The organism is Sphingomonas sp. GW821-FHT10C01 (genome assembly GCF_059415525.1).
On record NZ_JBWKNK010000001.1, the window covers coordinates 181,477 to 197,100 of the forward strand.

Genomic DNA, 15,624 nt, shown 5'->3' on the forward strand with positions numbered 1-15,624 from the left:
TCATTCCGGAGCGGCGGGGTGTCCCGCCCGCTCTCAATTCTCGACGATCGCCGCGCGGCGCAGGTCGCGGGCGCGGGTCAGGATGATATCCTCGAGCTTCTGCACGGTGGCGGCCTCGACCGGTGCATCGACCCACTGGCCGTTGCGGTTGACCTGACGCTGGGCGCTCACGCGAAGCGCATCGGCGCGCAGATCCTGGTCGAGGATCGCGACCGTAAGCTTGGTCCGCTCGCTCTGGAGGTTCGGATTCACATACCAGTCGGTGACGATCACGCCGCCATTCGAATCCGTCTGCATGATCGGCGCGAACGACACGGTGTCGAGCGCCGCGCGCCACAGATAGGCGTTTACGCCGATCGTCGTGATCTTCGACGCGGCGAGATCCGCGCGGGGACGGTCCTTGCCACCGCCGCACGCGGCGAGCGGAGCCGTAAGGCTCAGGGCAACGCTGCCCAGGATCGCGGTGCGCAACAGGCGGTTCATCGGCATCTTCCTATGGGAAACTCTAAGGGTGGCGAGCATCTATAGATCGTCATGCGCCCGCCGCAAGCTCAAGCCGCCGTGCGCCTTCCAGCACGCCCTCTGTGCGTCTTGTGCAACACCTGCAGGGAAAAGCGATTCCAGCGGTGGAACATTGCGGCGGAATCATGGTAGGCGCTGAGTCACGTTAGGGGAAGAAATGAGCGTTCGGCGACTCATGACTGGCATCGGGATCGGCGCGCTGAGCGTAGCCGGTCTTGTCGTCGCGCCTTCGCTCCTTGCCCAGACCGCGTCGCAACAGCGAATCACGACGCCCAAGCGGGCGACTTCGATCGCCAGCATGGGCGCGTTCACCCCTGCGGCTGCGGATCCCAAGCTCGCGGCCGTTCTTGCGCGCAGTGGTCTTGGCGGTGGCGGCTTCCGCTTTACGCCGGCTGATTCGCCGCGCTCGATCAGCCGCAGCGTTACCGTTGCGGTGCGGGCACGTACCGCCCGTCCGGCCGCTGCGGTGGCGGATCGCGGCGCCGCGGCGCCTGCTACGGTCACCCTCCAGCCGATCGCCTACAATCTTGGCGTTTCGGTGGGCTGGAAGCGCTTCGCTGTTTCGGGTGACCTCTCCAAGCTCGACCTGGCTGGTCAGCCGGGCAGCCGCGAGGCGATCGATCTGGGCGTCAGCTACACCGGCAAGCGCGCTTCCGGTCGGATCAAGGCCGGGGCAGAGCGTCCGCTCGACGGCGCGCCGCGCCTGATCGCGGCCGACCCCAGCTATTCGATCGACGTCGGCGGTTCCTATTCGTTGAGCCGCAATTTCGATCTGACCGCGGGTGTGCGGTACAAGTCCGAAGAGAATCGCCTGCCGCAGCTGACCGACAATCGCCGCGACAGCCAGGCGGTCTATGTCGGTACCGCGATCCGCTTCTGATCCCGCGCCCAGGCGTCGATTCCCGCCCAGCCATGAACGCCTAGCGGCCTGAGCGCGCGCCAGCGGCGTTCGTCCATCCCGCCGAGCGCGACCACCGGTACACCTAGGCCGCGAATCAGCAGCCCGAGTCGGATAGGTCCAAGCGATCGTGCGCCGGGGTGCGAGCGAGTCGGGTGGACAGGCGAGACGAACAACAGCTTCGCCCCATTGCGGATCGCCGCAATCGCCTCGCACCGATTATGGACCGGAGCGGTCAAAGCGCCGCGATGACGGCCATGGCGTGGCCCGTGGCCAAAATAATCATCACCCGCAACGACCAGCATAAGCCCCCTTCGTCGCGCGATGCGGGCGATTCGCGCGAACAGCGCCCGGCGTTCGGCGAACGGCAGCTCGTAATGCCGGAAGATTACCCCTGATCCTTCAGGCAGCGCTGCAAGCGCATTCCACAGCGCATCGCCCCGCCGCGGGTCGGTCATCAGCCAGCGCCGAGGCAATTCCTTGGCATGCGAGGGGTGGCGGTGGCGCATTGCCCCTCCTATAGCCGCGCGCATGGCATCCGACACCGCTGCAACGCGCCTTTCCGCCATCCGTGACCGAATCGCCCGCGCCGCGAAGATCGCGCGCCGCGATCCCGCGGATGTCACGCTCATCGCCATCTCCAAGACCCATGACGCAGACGCGATCCGGCCGCTGATCGAAGCGGGCCAGCGCGTGTTCGGGGAAAATCGCGTGCAGGAGGCGGCCGGAAAATGGCCAGCGCTGCGCGAGGAGACGCCGGGAATCGAGCTACACCTGGTCGGCCAGCTGCAATCGAACAAGGCGGACGAGGCGGTCGCACTGTTCGACGCGATCCATTCGGTCGATCGTCCTTCGCTCGTCACCGCGCTCGCCCGCGCGATGGACAAGGCGGACCGCCGCCCGTCCTGCTTCATCCAGGTGAATATCGGCGACGAGGCGCAGAAGGGCGGTTGTGGGGTCGCTGACCTGCCAGCGCTGCTGGCCGAGGCGCGTGCTGCAGCGCTTCCGGTCGCCGGGCTGATGGCCGTCCCGCCGCTGGGTGTCGATGCGGCCCCCTATTTCGCGCTGCTCGCCAAGCTCGCGCGCGACCATGACGTCACCGGCCTCAGCATCGGCATGTCCGACGATTTCGAGACCGCGGTCACCCTTGGCGCCACGCATGTCCGCGTCGGCACCGCCCTGTTCGGAGTGCGTGCATGAGCCTACCTGTCCGTTTTGACGCGATTATCTTCGATTTCGACGGTGTGCTGCTGGAGAGCGAATATGCCGGCAACAAGCAGGTCGCCGAGTATCTGACCGGGATCGGTCATCCGACCACGCCCGAAGAGTCGATGGCAAACTTCATGGGCTTTTCCGGACGCGAGTTCCTCGATGCCGTGGAGCGCTGGATCGGCCGGCCGCTGCCCGCAGATTTCTATGACGCGCGCGCGATCGAGGATCAGCGGGCGCTGGAAGAGGGCATCGAGGCTGTGGTCGGCGCGGTGGCGTTCATCCGTTCGCTTCCTGTAACGCTCCCTCGCGCAATCGCCTCGTCGAGTATGACGACCTGGATCACCGGGCATCTCGACCATCTCGGCGTTCGCGACGCCTTTGGCGACAAGATCTTCAGCGGCCGCGAGCATGTGACACGGGGCAAGCCGGCGCCGGATATCTATCTCCATGCGGCCCAGGCCCTCGGCGTCGATATCGCGCGTTGCGTCATCCTGGAGGATTCGCCGGTGGGCGCGACCGGTGCGGTGGCGTCGGGCGCGCATGTCATCGGATTGTGCGCCGGCAGCCATTGTGGTGACGGGCATGACGAGCGCCTGCGTGCGGTCGGCGTCCACGATATCGCGCATGACTTTGGCGAGGTCGCGCGGCTGGTCGCCTAACTGCGCTGCTTCAGCATGAAGTCGCGCAGCGCCGTCGCATCTTCGAGCGCGTTGTGCGGCACCGCGCTCGCCCGGGCAGTGTCAAAGCCGGGCGTATCGCACAGCTCGAAGGCGATGCGCGCGATCGGGTGGCGGAAGCCTGGCCGTGCGATCAGTGCCATTGCGGCATGCGCGATATCCTCGGGCCAATCAGCGATCACTACCGGATCGGGATCGTCCGCCAGATAGCTGGCGAACGATCGGCTCAGCTCTTCACGCGATACGGGTTCGATGTTCAGCACCGGCAGGACATGCGCCGCCACCCAACGGGTTGGTTTCGGACATTCGATCGCTGCGTAGAAGGGCGTGCCGCCGTCCTCGGGTACCAGTGCGAGGGCGATCAACGGTCCGCCGAACCCGTTGAATTCGGCGCCCAGATAGTAACGCACTAGAGTTGATGCCCCGTCCGGTCGCGCTTGGTGGCGAGGTAGCGTTCGTTATGTGGGTTGGGCGGCAGGCTATGGGGCACGCGCTCGGTGACCGCGATCCCCATGGCCTCGAGCCCCGCGACCTTCTCGGGGTTGTTGGTCAGCAGGCGGACGCGGTCCTGCCCCAGCAGCTTGAGCATCCGCCCGGCCACGCCGAAATCGCGCGTATCGACGGCGAATCCCAGCCGGGTATTGGCATCGACCGTGTCGAATCCTTGATCCTGCAGCGCATAGGCGCGCAATTTGTTGATCAGACCGATCCCGCGCCCCTCCTGGCGCAGGTAGAGCAGCACGCCCCAGCCGCTATCGGCGATCGCATGGATCGCCGCATGGAGCTGCGGGCCGCAATCGCATTTGAGGCTGCCCAGAACGTCGCCGGTTAGGCATTCGCTGTGCAGGCGCACCAGCGGCACGGCGCCGGTCGGCCGGCCGATCAGCAGCGCGATATGCTCGTCGGGCGATTCGGGGGTGCGGAAGGCGACGATCTCGGCATTCTCGGCCCCCGCCACTGGCAGCCGGGCGCGCGTGACGATGCGCAGGCGCGATGGATCCTCATGGGCGTCGATCTCGGCGGGTGTGATCGCGCTATCGGCTTTGCCCTCACGGACGAAGAAGGCGGGAACCAGCCCGGCGATCCGCGCCAGCCGCAGTGCCGCCGCCGCGGCGTCGGCTACAGGTACCGGAATCGCGCGGAACGGTCCCTTGAGCGGCGTCGCGAGGTCGAGCTGCGGGTCGGCCAACGCGACCGCACCGTCGAAATCGAGCCACGGCGCGCGCTGGACCAGCACCGGCGCGTCGGGAACGGCGGCATCGCGTTGGTTGGCGAGCTTGAGCGTCGCTGCACGGCCGGCGGAAATCAGCACCGGCGCGGTGAACTCCGGGTCGAACTCGGTCAGGCGCGCCGCGTCGCCAGTATCGATCGCCAGCAGCGAGAGTGTGCCGGATTCGCCGCGAATCGCGATGGGCCATCCCCGGCGCAGGGCGTCGATCGCCTGTGCGACCTTGCGCGCGTCCGGGGCCGGCATGCTCAAAAGTCGAACTCGGTGACGATCGGGACATGGTCCGACGGCTTGAGCCAGCCGCGGCACGGCTCGCACACGCGGTGCGCGCTCGCCTTTGCCGCCACGTCCCGACTCGCCCACATATGGTCGAGCCGGCGGCCGCGGTCGGATGCCGCCCAGTCCTTGGCGCGATAGCTCCACCAGGTGAAGCAGCGCTCGGGCGCGGGAATGAAATGGCGGCCAAGATCGACCCAGTCGTTCGCCGCCTGAAGCCGTGCCAGCGCCTCGACCTCGATCGGGGTGTGGCTGACCACATCGAGCAGCTGCTTGTGGCTCCACACGTCGGATTCGAGCGGAGCGATGTTGAAGTCGCCGGTCACGATCACGGGAAGGTCGCCCAACCCCTCCGACCAGCGCGTCATCCGCTCGACGAAATCGAGCTTCTGGCCGAATTTGGGGTTCACCTCGCGGTCGGGAACATCGCCGCCGGCGGGGACATAGACATTCTCGAGCCGCACGCCATTGGGCAGCCGTACGCCGACATGCCGCGCTTCGCCATTGGCCTGCCAGTCGAGACGGTCATCCTCTGTAACCGGCACGCGGCTGACGATCGCGACGCCGTGATGCATCCGTTGGCCATGGATGATGATGTGATCATAGCCCAGCGCGCGCAGCGGCGCGTGGGGGAAGTCGTCGTCGATCACCTTGGTTTCCTGAAGACACAGGATATCCGGTGCCTCCTCGCGGAGGAATTTCTCGACGATCTCCATGCGGAAGCGGACGGAGTTGATGTTCCAGGACGCGATCTTCATTTGGCCGGGATGTAGTGAGGGAAGCTGAGCTGCGCCAGAGAGACCTTGTTGGCGCCTTACGGTGTAGATGGCAGCACCAGCCGAACACAAAGCCAAAAACCAAAAGGCCCCCGCTCCGGGGGCATGGAGCGAGGGCCGACCTGGCGTTCGTCACGCAGGCGGGACAGGGTCGCTCGGGCAACAGGGGGAAAAATCCCGAAAGCCCCGTCCGCACTGTGGGTGTTAGCGCTGTGAAGCTGTCGCCAACATGAATGGCTGGCGCCGGATTGGCTCAGCGGCGACCGCCGCGGTTCCGCGGATCGTTCCAGCGGAACGCCCCGTCGCTCACCGGCGCGTTGAACTGCTGGTTTGTCAGCCGAATGGTGGTGCGGTTGTTCTGGGAATCGAGCGCGACCCAGCCCTGGAGCATCAGTCCGCCCGGCGCCGCCGCGTTGCGCGCGAACACCATCGTCAGCCGGCCATATTCGGGCCGTTTTGGGTCATGGGCCTCGATGCTCACGACGTCCGGGCTCGCGGTCGGCACGACCTTGGCGTAGCGCGAGATGTCCTGATCGGGGTTCAGCAGCACGCCGAGCGGCGAATTCTTGACCGGCCAGCGCGACACCTGTTTCACCGAATAGTCGATGAACCATAGCGAGCTGCCGTCGCCGACGATCAGCAGTGGGACGCCCTTCTCATATTGGAAGCGGACCTTGCCCGGCTTCTTGAGCGTGAGGGTACCAGTGAGGGTCTTTCCCGCGCGATCGGTCTGGGCAAACGTCGCGGTCATGGTCTGCGTTGCACGCAGATGCTGCTGCACCTGGGCGAGCGTGCCCTGCTGCTGGGCAGCGGCAGGCACGGCAAGGGGAAGGGCAATGGCGGCCAGAACCGCCATGGGTCGGATGTTCATGGATGTGCCAAACATGCCGATGCCCCTGCCGGTTCCGTGTTGAACGGCTTCTGAATAGGGCGGTGCCGACCGCTTTCGCCCGGCACCGCAAACAAGAGGCTTCAGGCTTCGCTGCGCGCCGTGACGATCTTGCCCGGGGTACGCGGCGGCTCGCCCTTGGGCAGCGCGTCGACATTTTCCATGCCTTCGGTGACTTCGCCCCAGACCGTATACTGGCCGTCGAGGAAGGTCGCGTCGTCGAGGCAGATGAAGAACTGCGAGTTGGCGCTGTTGGGATCGTTGGTGCGCGCCATCGAGCACACGCCGCGGACATGCGGCTCGCGGCTGAACTCGGCGGGAAGGTTGGGCTCCTTCGAACCGCTCATGCCGGTGCCGGTGGGATCGCCGCCCTGCGCCATGAACCCGTCGATCACGCGGTGGAACACCACGCCGTCATAGAAACCGCTGTCGGCCAGCTTGGCGATCCGCTCGACATGCTTGGGCGCGAGGTCGGGGCGCAGCTTGATGTGCACCTCACCGGTGTCGAGCGTCATCACGAGGCGGGTGGGAAGATCGGCCATTTGAAACACAACTCCAGAAAATGCGTGTCGCCCGTCAACTAGGCATGTGTGCGCCCGGTTGCAAACCGGGTTGGGACCGCAATGTGCAAAGGCGTGTTCCTGGAATCGGAAATCGCGCGGATTGGCAGCGCGATTCGGGCGCGTTAGAGGGGGCGCAGGCGCGAAGCAGGGGAAGGCTCGATGACCGACGAGACCGAGACCACCGCGCCCGATTCCGCGACCCGCGACTCGCATGAGCATCTCAGCCGCGATTTCGTGCGCACCGTGCTCGACCTGGTCGAAGCGGGCGAGGTCGAGGCGGTTCGCGAGAAGGTCGAGCCGCTCCATCCCGCTGATATCGCCGATCTGGTCGAGCTGACTCCGGCCGAGCAGCGCCAGTCGCTTGCCGCCGCGATCGCGGGGCTGATCGACGGCGACGTGCTCGCCGAGATGAACGACTGGGTCCGCGACGAGCTGATCGAGTCACTCGACCCGCATGAAGTCGCGGACATTGCCGCCGAACTCGATACCGACGACGCCGTCGCGATTATCGAGGACATGGAGGAAGAGGATCAGCGCGCGGTGCTGCGCGCCCTCGACCCCGACGATCGCGCCGCGATCGAGGAAGCGCTTTCCTATCCCGAGGAATCCGCCGGCCGCCTGATGCAGCGCGAGCTTATCGCGGTGCCCGAGCATTGGAGCGTCGGCGACGTGCTCGACTATCTGCGCGGCGAAGAAGAGCTGGCGACCGATTTCTGGGAAATCTTCGTCGTCGATCCCGGGCACAAGCCGGTCGGCACCTGCGCGTTGTCATGGATCCTGCGCACCCCACGCTCGGTGGCGATGGGTGACGTCATGAAACGCGAGCAGACGCTGATCCCGGTGGGGATGGATCAGGAAGAGGTCGCGCTGATCTTCCAGAAATACGCGCTGATCTCGGCCGCAGTGATCGACGACAGCGGTCGGCTGGTCGGCATGATCACCGTGGACGACGTGGTCCATATCATTTCCGAGGAAGCGGGCGAGGACGCGCTGCTGCTGTCGGGCGCGGGTGAGGGCGACATCAACGAGCCCGTGATCGATTCATACAAGGTGCGTGTGCGCTGGCTGATCGCCAATCTCGGCACCGCGATGGTGGCGGCGACGATCATAGGCATGTTCGAAGGCACGATCGCCAAGATGGTGACGCTCGCCGCGCTGATGCCGATCGTCGCGGGCGTCGGCGGCAATGCCGGAACGCAGACGATGGCGGTGACGGTGCGCGCGCTCGCGACCAACCAGCTCACCCAGTCCAATACCCTCCGCGCGATCCGGCGCGAGATTAAGGTGGCGCTGCTCAACGGCGTCACGATCGCGGCGGTGCTTGGCACAGGCGTTGGCCTCGTCTTCCAGAACGCGCTGCTCGGCGGGGTGATCGCGACGGCGATGCTCGCCAATATCGTCATCGCGGGCGGCGCGGGCGTGCTGGTGCCGCTCACCCTCGCGCGATTCCGTGCCGATCCGGCAGTCGCCTCGTCGGTGTTCGTGACGATGACCACCGATTCGATGGGCTTCCTCGTCTTTCTCGGCCTTGCCAGTGCGAGCGGCCTCACCGGATAGTCTGCCGGGTTGAACCCGCGGCACTTTGCGCCCAGATCGCGGCAATGCCGCTTCATCTCACCAAGGTCGCCTTCGGGACCACCGGCGTCGAACATCTGCGCGAGCGCTTGGCGGATCGCGGTCGGCTCGGTCCAGTCACGCTGACGACCCGTTACCTGCCCAAACGGCATGAGGAGATTGCGGGCAGCGGATCGCTGTTCTGGATCTTCAAGCATCAATTGGTCGCGCGTTCGCCAATCTTGGGCTTTGCCGAGGCAGAGAGCGGGCGTACCGCAATCCTGCTCGACCCCGCGCTGGTGCTGGTCGCGCCGCAGCCCAAGCGCGCGCATCAGGGATGGCGCTATCTCGACGAAAAGGATGCCCCCGCCGATCTCGGCACGGGCGACATGGCGTCACTCCCGCCCGAACTCGCCGGGAAGCTTGCGGAGTTGGGGCTGGTCTAGCGCGTGAGGCTGGGGAAGGTCGTGCGAAGGGCGGCGATCTTCGGCTTGTCCCAGCGCAGGATGTAGCCGTTGGTCGGATTGCGTCGGGCGAAATCCTGATGCTCGGACTCGGCCTGGAAGAATTCGCCGGTTTCGATCTTCGTCACGATCGGCCTGCCATAGACGCCCGCCTTGCCGAGCTGGTCGATATAGGCCTGTGCGACCCGCGCTTGCCCTGGATTCTGCGGGAAGATCGCCGAGCGATAGCTGGGGCCGACATCGGGGCCCTGCCGGTTGAGCTGGGTGGGGTCATGCGCGACCGAGAAGTAGATGCGCAGCAGCGTCGCGTAGCTCACCTTGTTCGGATCGTAGACGATGCGCACCGCTTCGGCATGGCCAGTGCGCTCGGTGGCGACCTGACGATAGGTCGCGGTCGCCTTGGTGCCGCCGGCATAGCCGCTGGTGACGGCGCGGACGCCTTTCACTTGCTCGAACACGGCCTCGACACCCCAGAAGCAGCCGCCAGCGAGTACGGCGATCTGGCTGCCCGCTTCGGGAGCGACATCGGTGGTGGAGGGGGGAATCGCCACCGCCTTCTCGGCCCTGGCGGAAGCAATCGGCGGGACGAGGCCCGCGGCGGACATGAAGCCCAGGCTCGCCAGCCCTGCAATTGCGAGGGCGGCGATGCGCATCAGAAGAAGGGGGCCACGGTCACACGCTCGATATTGAGCGCGACCATTCCGATCGCGCCGAGCGAGAAACCGGCCAGAAAGCGCCGCAGGAACTGCGACTTCAAAACCGTAAGCATCACATTGCCCCTTGTCTTGGGTTGTGGCGGAGATGGGGACGCCGCCCGTAATTCCAAGAGGAGTTCTACTTGGCCGCGATGAACGTGCGCTGGCCGGCACGTTCATCCATTCGTTCAGGAAGCCGAAAAGGTTTCAGCTCCGGCCAAATAATTCAACGCAGCGCGGCGCAGGCTTCCTGGATGCGGCCGCACGCCTCGGTCAGCACGTCCTCACTGGTCGCGTAGCTGATCCGCAGCGCGGGCGAGAAGCCGAACGCCCCGCCATGCACCGCAGCGACCTTGGCATCGTCGAGCAGATAGCCGACCATCGTCTCGTCGGTGTCGATGACCAGGCCCTTGGGCGTGGTCTTGCCGATCAGCTGGCTGAACTCAGGATAGACATAGAAGGCGCCTTCGGGACGCGGGCAGTTCATGCCGTTGATCTGGTTCAGCATCGACACGACCAGGTCGCGGCGCTTCTGGAAGGCGCCAGCGCGGTCCTTGAGGAAAGACTGGTCGCCGTTGAGTGCCGCCACCGACGCTGCCTGCGACACGCTGCACGGGTTGCTGGTCGACTGGGATTGCAGCTTGCCCATCGCCTTGATCAGCCATTGCGGACCGGCACCGAAACCGATGCGCCAGCCGGTCATGGCATAGGCCTTGGACATGCCGTTCGCGGTCAGCGTGCGATCGTAGAGTGACGGGCAAACCTGAGCGATCGTCGCGAACTCGAAGCCGTCGTACAGGATGTGCTCGTACATATCGTCGGCATAGATCAGCACATGCGGGTGCCGTTCGAGCACTTCGCCCAGCGCGCGCAGCTCGGCGGCGGTGTAGGCGGCGCCGGTCGGGTTGGACGGTGAGTTGAGTACGACCCATTTGGTCCTGGCGGTGATCGCCGCCTCGAGCTGCTCCGGCTTGATCTTGTAGTTGGCGTCGGCACCCGCAGCGATGAACACCGGCTTGCCGCCGGCGAACTCGACCACGTCGGGATAGCTCACCCAATAGGGTGCCGGGATGACGACCTCGTCACCCGCATCGATCGTCGCGCAGAACGCGTTGAACAGCGTGTGCTTGCCGCCCGAGTTCACGCTGATCTGGTTCTCGGCATAGGTCAGGCCGTTGTCGCGCGCGAACTTGCCGACGATCGCGGCCTTCAGCTCCGGGGTCCCGTCGACATTGGTGTATTTGGTGATCCCCTTGCGGATCGCCTCGATCGCGGCTTCCTTGACGAAGTCCGGGGTGTCGAAATCGGGCTCGCCCGCGCCCAGGCCAATCACGTCGATGCCCTGCCGTTTCAGCTCGAACACGCGGCTCGTCATCGCGAGCGTGGCGGAGGGCTGGATACGATTGAGCGCGGCGGAAGTCTGCATGGGCGGTCGCCTGTCTGGAGGGGAACGCGCGCCCTATAGGTCCGCCGGTGCCTCCTCCGCAACCGTAACCGCCGCAACCAGTCCGCGCAGGGCGTTACCGATGAAGAAGCCTCCGGCAAGATCGTCCGGCGTCAGCTCCACCTCGATTGCGCGGCCGCTTTCGATCAGCTCGGCACGCAGCACGCCGGGAAGCGCGCCGCGTGAAAGCGGCGGGGTCAGCAGGACACCGTCGCGCTCAACGAAGACCGAGGTGAAGCTGCCCTCGGTCAGATAGCCGTCGTCATCGGTATAGAGCGTCTCGAACGCGCCTTCGCTGCGGGGATAAACGCTGCGGTCGCTGGTCTTGTGGGCCAGCCTGAAGTCGCGCGGCGCGACTTGCCTCGGGATAATGGCAACCGTCACCGGTCCTTCCAACACGGCGGGCATCGGCGCGGTGCCGATCGCGACATTGCCGGCTTGCGACAGCAGCAGCCGAACCCGGGCCGGGCCGCGCAGCCGGAAAGTCGCGGCCTGCAGTTCGTTGCGGGTGGCATGCCGGTCGAACGCGAAGCCCAGCGCCTCCGCGCTTGCCTTCATCCGTGCGAGGTGCCGTTCGAGCAGCGGGATCCCCTCCGCAGGGTCGAACGCCATCGTCTCGATCAGGTCCAAACCTTGCTGCCCCCTTGTCAGGAACGCGCCCTTGGCCAGGCACTCGTCCCATTCTTCCCCCGCGCGCGAGTCCGCGACCACACCGGATCCGAGGCCGATGGTCGCGGTTTCGCCGGCGTGAGGCAAGTACAGCGTGCGGATCGCGACGTTGAACGCGGCGTCTCCGTTCGGGTCGATGCGGCCGATCGATCCGGTATATGGCCCCCGCGCATCGGGCTCGACCGCGCCGATCACCTCCATCGCCCGGATCTTGGGGGCGCCGGTGATCGAACCGCAGGGGAAGGTCGCGGCGAGCACGTCCCCGATGCCGGTCCCGTCCGCGAGCCGCGCCGATATGGTCGAGACCATCGTGTGCAGTGTCGGATAGGTCTCGACCTTGAACAGCTCGGGCACGCGGACGCTGCCCGGCGCGGCGATGCGGGTCAGGTCGTTGCGCATCAGATCGACGATCATGAGGTTTTCGGCGCGTTGCTTGGGGTCGATCGCCAGCGTTGCGCGCGCAGCTTCGTCCGCTTCGGGCGTCGCGCCCCGCGGGGTCGTCCCCTTCATTGGCCGAGCGATCAGTTCGCCGTCGCGCAGCGCGAAGAACAATTCGGGGGAGAAGGACAGCAGCCAGTCGCGGCCCGTCCAGACGATCCCGCCATAGCCCGCCGCGGCGCGCGTGCGGATCGCAGCATAGGCGGCCAGCGGATCGCCCAGCACGCGCACCGACGCGCGGAAGCTGAGGTTCGCCTGATAGATGTCCCCCGCCTCGATCCAGTCATGCACGCGGGTAAAGGCCGCGTCATAGGCGGCGCGGGGAATGCCGGGGCGAGGCCGTCCGATCCATGCGCTCTCCGGGTCCGGCAGCAATACGGTAACGTCATTCGTGGCGACGGTCTCGAAACGCTCGAACAATCCGAACCACAGTAAGGGGCCTGCGGTCGCGGGTATCCCAAGCTTTGGCTCGAGCGCATGTCCGGCTTCATAGGCAAGGTAGCCCGCCGCGTGCAGCCCCTCGGCGCGAGCGGCGTCGAGCGTTGCGAGCGCCGCATGAACCCCTTCCGGGCTCTCGGCCGTCACGATCCGCACTGGATCGCGGTACAGTCGTGCATCGGCGCCGCCGGGCCGGGCATCGTCGAGCAGCACGAAAGGGGCTGGTCCAAGCATCGGCCCGCATTGCAATCCCGCGCGCCGCGCCGCAACCCTCTGTTGCCGCCCTCCTTCGCTCCGCCTATCTCCACGGGCGATGAACACGGCTTCCACCCCTCCCCTTCGCGCCGCGATCGTACCGGTCACGCCGCTCCAGCAGAACAGCACCCTGATCTGGTGTACCGAAACGATGCGCGGTGCCTTCACCGATCCTGGCGGCGACCTGCACCGGCTCAAGGCGGCGGCGCAACAGCATGGCGTCACGATCGAGAAATTGCTGATCACCCATGGCCATATCGACCATTGCGGCCAAGCCGGGATGCTGGCGAAGGAACTGGGCGTGCCGATCGAGGGCCCGCACGAGGCCGACCGCTTCTGGATCAGCCGGCTCGACGATGACGGTCGCAAATACGGCATCGACGGCAAGCCGTTCGAGCCGGATCGCTGGCTGGTCGACGGCGACACGGTGACGGTCGGCAATCTGACACTCGACGTTTATCACTGCCCTGGCCACACGCCGGGCCATGTCGTGTTCCACCATGCGCCCAGCAAGCTCGCCATCGTCGGCGACGTGATCTTCCAGGGATCGATCGGGCGCACCGACTTCCCGATGGGCAATCATCAGGATCTGCTCGACGCGATCACCGGCAAGCTGTGGCCGCTGGGTGGCGATACCGTGTTCGTTCCCGGTCACGGCCAGCCGAGCAATTTCGCGCAGGAACGCCGCACCAACCCCTTCGTCGCCGACTCGGTGCTTGCTAGAAGCTAAACCGATCGGTTGACAATTATCAGGTCGAGTCGTAATTCAACCATATGGTTGAACGACTCGACATGACCTTCCACGCGCTCGCCGATCCCACGCGCCGTGGGATGCTTGCCAGTCTCGCGCTCGGCGAAAAGAGCATCGGTGAGCTGGCCCAGCCCTACGCGATGAGCTTCGCCGGCGCTTCAAAGCACGTCCAGGTGCTTGAGCGCGCTGGCCTCGTCACGCGCCGCAAGGCGGGTCGTGCCCAGATCTGTGCGCTCCGCCCCGAGCCGCTCGCCGAGGCGAACCAATGGCTCGAGCAATGGAGCGGCTTCTGGAACACCCGCCTCGACAATCTCGAAGCGCTGCTCCGCTCGGCTGCGCCCACCAGCGAAGAAGGTGTCTGAATGGGCAAGTCCGTCATCCTCACGATCCGCCGCGACTTCGCGGCATCGCCCGAGCGGGTGTTCGACGCCTGGCTTGATCCCGCGCAGGCGCGCCGCTTCCTGTTCGCGACGCCGGATGGCGAGATGCGGGCGGTGGAGATCGACGCGCGCGTCGGCGGCACCGCGCGCATTGTCGAGCGGCGCGAACAGGGCGATGCGGTCCACCGCCTGAAGTTCGAGGTGATTGATCGCCCCGCCCGGCTCGTCTTCCTGTTCGCCGCCGATCCGGCGGAAGAAGGTGAATGGACGCGGGTGAGCATCGACATCGTGCCGACCGCGACGGGCTGCACGCTCACGCTCACCCACGAAATGGACCCGCAATGGGCCGCCTATGAGGACCAGACCCGCGGCGGCTGGACGATGATCCTCGATAGCCTCGCCCGCATCATGGAGTGACCTCGATGACCGCTACCCTCGCCGATATGGAAATCCTCGCCCCTGATACCTTCCGGATGGTGCGCGTCCTCGACGTCGATCCGGCAACGGTATGGCGTTACCTCACGCAAGCGGATCTGCGCCGCCAATGGTTCTCGGGCGGTACCGACGCGACGGGCGTCGGCGATACGGTCGAGCTGGTGTTCAATCATGACGAGCTGTCCGCCGATCACGCCCCCTATCCGCCCGAATATGCCAAATGGAAGGGCGCGGTCGGGCGTGAGAAGGTGCTCGAGTTTGACCCGCCGCACGTCTTCGCGATCAGCTGGGATGAGGGCAAGGAGGGTGTCGCACGCTTCGAGCTGGCCGACGCCGGCGGTGGCCGCACCCGCCTCACCCTGACGCATAGTGAGATCACCGGCCCGGCTCCGATGGCCGATTTCGGCGGCGGCTGGCATTCGCACCTCGCGGTGCTGGTGGGGCTGCTGGACGGCGATCCGGTGCGCGATTTCTGGGTGCAGCATGCGGATTCGGAGGCGCGGGTCGCGGCGGCGCTCGCTAGCGCCAGCTGAGCTTTCCGCCCTGTTCCCGGCGCGCTATGCCGTTGGGAACAGGGCGGAGAGGAGCGCGATGACGGCTGGAACGAAGCTTGAAGGCAAGTGCCTGTGCGGCGCGGTTCGGGTGCGGATCGCACCGCCCGAGCCGCATATTGGCGTCTGTCACTGCGACATGTGCCGGCGCTGGGGCGGCGGTCCTTCGCTGTCGCTGAGACTGGTGTCCGATCCCGAGATCGAAGGCGCCGATCAGATCGAGCGATATGCCTCGTCGGACTTTGCGGAGCGTGGCTTCTGCCGCACCTGTGGCACCCACCTCTTCTACTATTTCAGGCCGAAATCGGGCTATTCCTTCCAGGCTGGCCTGTTCGACCGGCTCGACGGTTTCGACCTGGCGGATGAGATCTTCGTCGATGAGAAGCCGGGCTATTACGACTTCGCCGGGGAGCGTGAGCGCCTGACCGGCGCGCAGGTGATGGCCGAGGCCGGGGTCGGCGACGCCTGAGGCCCCTTCGACAATTGGCCTCCAACTCCCTAGATCGGCG

The 15,624-nt window shown here is 66.1% G+C and carries 20 protein-coding genes; 10 read left to right on the top strand and 10 right to left on the bottom strand.

All coding sequences use genetic code 11. The features are described from left to right. Positions 1–33: 33 nt before the first annotated feature. On the bottom strand, positions 34–483 hold the full coding sequence (locus tag AC07M1_RS00965; RefSeq protein ID WP_495160700.1) for a DUF3576 domain-containing protein: 450 nt from the start codon (positions 481–483) through the stop codon (positions 34–36). Between the two features lie 196 nt (positions 484–679). Here AC07M1_RS00965 and AC07M1_RS00970 point away from each other — a divergent pair, with 196 nt between their 5' ends. Continuing rightward, positions 680–1,402 (top strand): hypothetical protein, encoded by a 723-nt coding sequence (locus AC07M1_RS00970; protein WP_495160701.1) that lies wholly within the window; start codon positions 680–682, stop codon positions 1,400–1,402. Here AC07M1_RS00970 and AC07M1_RS00975 read toward each other — a convergent pair. After that, a complete protein-coding gene (locus AC07M1_RS00975) occupies positions 1,375–1,929 on the bottom strand; it encodes a thiamine phosphate synthase (protein WP_495160702.1) in 555 nt (184 codons plus the stop codon). The two genes, AC07M1_RS00970 and AC07M1_RS00975, sit on opposite strands and share 28 nt — an antisense overlap. Positions 1,930–1,951: 22 nt before the next feature. Between AC07M1_RS00975 and AC07M1_RS00980 the strand changes: the two genes are divergently transcribed. Beyond that, positions 1,952–2,620, top strand: a complete 669-nt coding sequence (locus tag AC07M1_RS00980; RefSeq protein ID WP_495160703.1) for a YggS family pyridoxal phosphate-dependent enzyme — start codon at positions 1,952–1,954, stop codon at positions 2,618–2,620. Continuing rightward, positions 2,617–3,291, top strand: a complete 675-nt coding sequence (locus tag AC07M1_RS00985) for an HAD family hydrolase (RefSeq protein WP_495160704.1) — start codon at positions 2,617–2,619, stop codon at positions 3,289–3,291. Before AC07M1_RS00980 ends, AC07M1_RS00985 begins: the two co-directional genes overlap by 4 nt. On the opposite strand, the gene AC07M1_RS00990 is transcribed toward AC07M1_RS00985, so the two are convergent. From AC07M1_RS00990 to AC07M1_RS01010, 5 genes are all read right to left on the bottom strand, one after another. Then, entirely contained in the window at positions 3,288–3,719 is a 432-nt protein-coding gene (locus tag AC07M1_RS00990; protein ID WP_495160705.1) for a hypothetical protein, read from the bottom strand. The genes AC07M1_RS00985 and AC07M1_RS00990 overlap by 4 nt on opposite strands. Further along, complete coding sequence (ribA, locus tag AC07M1_RS00995; RefSeq protein ID WP_495160706.1) at positions 3,719–4,783, bottom strand: GTP cyclohydrolase II; 1,065 nt, start codon at positions 4,781–4,783, stop codon at positions 3,719–3,721. The genes AC07M1_RS00990 and ribA overlap by 1 nt, the downstream gene beginning before the upstream one ends. A 2-nt stretch (positions 4,784–4,785) precedes the next feature. Next, the gene (locus tag AC07M1_RS01000; RefSeq protein ID WP_495160707.1) at positions 4,786–5,571 is read right to left on the bottom strand and encodes an exodeoxyribonuclease III; all 786 of its coding nucleotides are present in this window, start codon (positions 5,569–5,571) and stop codon (positions 4,786–4,788) included. Positions 5,572–5,842: 271 nt separating this feature from the next. Continuing rightward, entirely contained in the window at positions 5,843–6,460 is a 618-nt protein-coding gene (locus AC07M1_RS01005; protein ID WP_495160708.1) for a LolA family protein, read from the bottom strand. Between the two features lie 101 nt (positions 6,461–6,561). Then, the gene (locus tag AC07M1_RS01010) at positions 6,562–7,020 is read right to left on the bottom strand and encodes a peptidylprolyl isomerase (RefSeq protein WP_495160709.1); all 459 of its coding nucleotides are present in this window, start codon (positions 7,018–7,020) and stop codon (positions 6,562–6,564) included. Between the two features lie 180 nt (positions 7,021–7,200). Here AC07M1_RS01010 and mgtE point away from each other — a divergent pair, with 180 nt between their 5' ends. Beyond that, a complete protein-coding gene (gene mgtE, locus AC07M1_RS01015; RefSeq protein WP_495160710.1) occupies positions 7,201–8,598 on the top strand; it encodes a magnesium transporter in 1,398 nt (465 codons plus the stop codon). 44 nt (positions 8,599–8,642) lie between these two features. Continuing rightward, the gene (locus tag AC07M1_RS01020; protein WP_495160711.1) at positions 8,643–9,041 is read left to right on the top strand and encodes a DUF1489 family protein; all 399 of its coding nucleotides are present in this window, start codon (positions 8,643–8,645) and stop codon (positions 9,039–9,041) included. Here AC07M1_RS01020 and msrA read toward each other — a convergent pair. The 3 genes from msrA to pabB form a co-directional block, all read right to left on the bottom strand. Continuing rightward, positions 9,038–9,712, bottom strand: a complete 675-nt coding sequence (gene msrA, locus AC07M1_RS01025) for a peptide-methionine (S)-S-oxide reductase MsrA (RefSeq protein ID WP_495160712.1) — start codon at positions 9,710–9,712, stop codon at positions 9,038–9,040. The two genes, AC07M1_RS01020 and msrA, sit on opposite strands and share 4 nt — an antisense overlap. Positions 9,713–9,980: 268 nt before the next feature. Then, positions 9,981–11,180 (bottom strand): pyridoxal phosphate-dependent aminotransferase, encoded by a 1,200-nt coding sequence (locus AC07M1_RS01030; RefSeq protein ID WP_495160713.1) that lies wholly within the window; start codon positions 11,178–11,180, stop codon positions 9,981–9,983. Positions 11,181–11,213: 33 nt separating this feature from the next. Continuing rightward, entirely contained in the window at positions 11,214–12,977 is a 1,764-nt protein-coding gene (pabB, locus tag AC07M1_RS01035) for an aminodeoxychorismate synthase component I (RefSeq protein ID WP_495160714.1), read from the bottom strand. Positions 12,978–13,056: 79 nt separating this feature from the next. On the opposite strand from pabB, the gene AC07M1_RS01040 reads away from it, so the two are divergent. Genes AC07M1_RS01040 through AC07M1_RS01060 form a run of 5 tightly spaced genes read left to right on the top strand, consistent with a single transcriptional unit; the run spans position 13,057 to position 15,584 of the window. Further along, complete coding sequence (locus AC07M1_RS01040) at positions 13,057–13,728, top strand: MBL fold metallo-hydrolase (protein ID WP_495160715.1); 672 nt, start codon at positions 13,057–13,059, stop codon at positions 13,726–13,728. Positions 13,729–13,772: 44 nt separating this feature from the next. After that, the gene (locus AC07M1_RS01045) at positions 13,773–14,111 is read left to right on the top strand and encodes an ArsR/SmtB family transcription factor (protein ID WP_495160716.1); all 339 of its coding nucleotides are present in this window, start codon (positions 13,773–13,775) and stop codon (positions 14,109–14,111) included. Continuing rightward, the gene (locus AC07M1_RS01050) at positions 14,112–14,546 is read left to right on the top strand and encodes an SRPBCC family protein (protein ID WP_495160717.1); all 435 of its coding nucleotides are present in this window, start codon (positions 14,112–14,114) and stop codon (positions 14,544–14,546) included. 5 nt (positions 14,547–14,551) lie between these two features. After that, the gene (locus AC07M1_RS01055) at positions 14,552–15,097 is read left to right on the top strand and encodes an SRPBCC family protein (RefSeq protein WP_495160718.1); all 546 of its coding nucleotides are present in this window, start codon (positions 14,552–14,554) and stop codon (positions 15,095–15,097) included. 58 nt (positions 15,098–15,155) lie between these two features. Then, a complete protein-coding gene (locus tag AC07M1_RS01060; protein ID WP_495160719.1) occupies positions 15,156–15,584 on the top strand; it encodes a GFA family protein in 429 nt (142 codons plus the stop codon). Positions 15,585–15,624 lie beyond the last annotated feature (40 nt).

Bases quoted from the DNA above. Each gene is read 5' to 3' on its own strand.
- AC07M1_RS00985 (WP_495160704.1), top strand. From the start codon at position 2,617: ATGAGCCTACCTGTCCGTTTTGACGCGATTATCTTCGATTTCGACGGT.
- pabB (WP_495160714.1), bottom strand. From the start codon at position 12,977: ATGCTTGGACCAGCCCCTTTCGTGCTGCTCGACGATGCCCGGCCCGGC.
- AC07M1_RS00980 (WP_495160703.1), top strand. From the start codon at position 1,952: ATGGCATCCGACACCGCTGCAACGCGCCTTTCCGCCATCCGTGACCGA.
- AC07M1_RS00975 (WP_495160702.1), bottom strand. From the start codon at position 1,929: ATGCGCCACCGCCACCCCTCGCATGCCAAGGAATTGCCTCGGCGCTGG.
- AC07M1_RS01005 (WP_495160708.1), bottom strand. From the start codon at position 6,460: ATGAACATCCGACCCATGGCGGTTCTGGCCGCCATTGCCCTTCCCCTT.
- mgtE (WP_495160710.1), top strand. From the start codon at position 7,201: ATGACCGACGAGACCGAGACCACCGCGCCCGATTCCGCGACCCGCGAC.
- AC07M1_RS01050 (WP_495160717.1), top strand. From the start codon at position 14,112: ATGGGCAAGTCCGTCATCCTCACGATCCGCCGCGACTTCGCGGCATCG.
- AC07M1_RS01030 (WP_495160713.1), bottom strand. From the start codon at position 11,180: ATGCAGACTTCCGCCGCGCTCAATCGTATCCAGCCCTCCGCCACGCTC.
- AC07M1_RS00965 (WP_495160700.1), bottom strand. From the start codon at position 483: ATGAACCGCCTGTTGCGCACCGCGATCCTGGGCAGCGTTGCCCTGAGC.
- AC07M1_RS01020 (WP_495160711.1), top strand. From the start codon at position 8,643: ATGCCGCTTCATCTCACCAAGGTCGCCTTCGGGACCACCGGCGTCGAA.
- AC07M1_RS01055 (WP_495160718.1), top strand. From the start codon at position 14,552: ATGACCGCTACCCTCGCCGATATGGAAATCCTCGCCCCTGATACCTTC.
- AC07M1_RS01010 (WP_495160709.1), bottom strand. From the start codon at position 7,020: ATGGCCGATCTTCCCACCCGCCTCGTGATGACGCTCGACACCGGTGAG.
- AC07M1_RS01000 (WP_495160707.1), bottom strand. From the start codon at position 5,571: ATGAAGATCGCGTCCTGGAACATCAACTCCGTCCGCTTCCGCATGGAG.
- AC07M1_RS00970 (WP_495160701.1), top strand. From the start codon at position 680: ATGAGCGTTCGGCGACTCATGACTGGCATCGGGATCGGCGCGCTGAGC.
- ribA (WP_495160706.1), bottom strand. From the start codon at position 4,783: ATGCCGGCCCCGGACGCGCGCAAGGTCGCACAGGCGATCGACGCCCTG.
- msrA (WP_495160712.1), bottom strand. From the start codon at position 9,712: ATGCGCATCGCCGCCCTCGCAATTGCAGGGCTGGCGAGCCTGGGCTTC.
- AC07M1_RS01040 (WP_495160715.1), top strand. From the start codon at position 13,057: ATGAACACGGCTTCCACCCCTCCCCTTCGCGCCGCGATCGTACCGGTC.
- AC07M1_RS01045 (WP_495160716.1), top strand. From the start codon at position 13,773: ATGGTTGAACGACTCGACATGACCTTCCACGCGCTCGCCGATCCCACG.
- AC07M1_RS01060 (WP_495160719.1), top strand. From the start codon at position 15,156: ATGACGGCTGGAACGAAGCTTGAAGGCAAGTGCCTGTGCGGCGCGGTT.